Genomic DNA, 1,198 nt, shown 5'->3' with positions numbered 1-1,198 from the left:
GGGCCGCCCCGCCGCCACCGCGCACCGCGCCGACGCGCACCGCGTACCCGCGCCTACCAGCGCGAGTGCACCTGCGCCCGCAGGCGGCGGTCGTACAGGTCGCGGACGGACCGCAGGGTCGACTCCGGCAGCGGCGGCAGCGCCATCGTCTCCGCGTTCTTGCGGGCCTGCTCGGGCGTGCGGGCGCCGGGGATGACGGTGCTGACGCCGGGCTGCTGGACGATCCAGCGCAGCGCGGTCTGCGCGGCGGTGGCGCCGGGCGGGGCGAGCCGGGCGAACTCGTCGGCGGCTTCGACACCGGTCTCGAAGTCGATGCCGGAGAAGGTCTCGCCCTGGTCGAACGCGGAGCCGTCCCGGTTGTAGGTGCGGTGGTCGTCCGCGCCGAACAGGGTGTCCTTGGTGTACTTGCCGGACAGCAGGCCGGAGGCCAGCGGCACCCGGGCGATGATGCCGACGCCCGCCTTCTCGGCGGCGGGCAGCACCTCGTCCAGCGGCTTGAGCCGGAACGGGTTGAGGATGATCTGCACGCTGGCGACGCCGGGCCGGGCGATCGCGGTGAGCGCCTCCGCGCAGGTCTCCACGCTGACGCCGTACGCGGCGATGACGTCCTCGGCGACCAGGGTGTCGAGCGCGTCGAACACCTGGTCGTCGGAGTAGACGGCGCTGGGCGGGCAGTGCAGCTGCACCAGGTCGAGCCGTTCGACGCCCAGGTTGCGGCGCGAACGGTCGGTCCACTCGCGGAAGTTGGCGAGGGTGTAGTTCTCCGGCAGCTGCGGCAGCCGCCGTCCGAGCTTGGTGGCGACCGTCAACTCACCGGCGTCGCCGCCCCTTCCGCGGCCCTTCAGGAAACGGCCGATCAACTGCTCGCTGCGGCCGTCGCCGTAGACGTCGGCGGTGTCGAAGAAGGTCACCCCGGCGTCCGCCGCGGCGTCCAGCACCGCGAGGGCGTCGTCCTCGAGCACCACGCCCCAGTCGGCGCCGAGCTGCCACGTTCCGAGACCGATCACCGAGACCGGGCGTCCGGTCCTGCCAAGTACACGCTGTTCCATGCGCCGAGCCTGCCACAGTCGGGCACGCCGCTCGAACGCCGACACTCCCCGGCCCGCGCGGACGGCGCCCGCCGACGGCACCCACCCAGCGGCACCCGCCGGCGGCAGCGGCACGGGCCGCCCCGCTGCCCGGAGGCGTCGGGGCGGCC

The 1,198-nt window shown here is 74.5% G+C and carries 1 protein-coding gene; it reads right to left on the bottom strand.

All coding sequences use genetic code 11. From position 1 onward, the window contains the following. Positions 1–53 precede the first annotated feature (53 nt). Positions 54–1,049, bottom strand: a complete 996-nt coding sequence (locus ACFUEL_RS39830; RefSeq protein WP_380243128.1) for an aldo/keto reductase — start codon at positions 1,047–1,049, stop codon at positions 54–56. Between the last annotated feature and the right edge of the window lie 149 nt (positions 1,050–1,198).

The sequence above is a fragment of the Kitasatospora sp. NPDC057198 genome (assembly GCF_042670125.1).
In the GTDB taxonomy this organism is placed as follows: domain Bacteria; phylum Actinomycetota; class Actinomycetes; order Streptomycetales; family Streptomycetaceae; genus Kitasatospora.
The sequence above is the reverse complement of the archived record's forward strand: the minus strand, read 5'-3'. Positions and strand labels throughout refer to the sequence as shown.

What these genes read in the sequence shown, in the direction of transcription:
- ACFUEL_RS39830 (WP_380243128.1), bottom strand. Translation starts at nt 1,049, where the DNA reads ATGGAACAGCGTGTACTTGGCAGGACCGGACGCCCGGTCTCGGTGATC.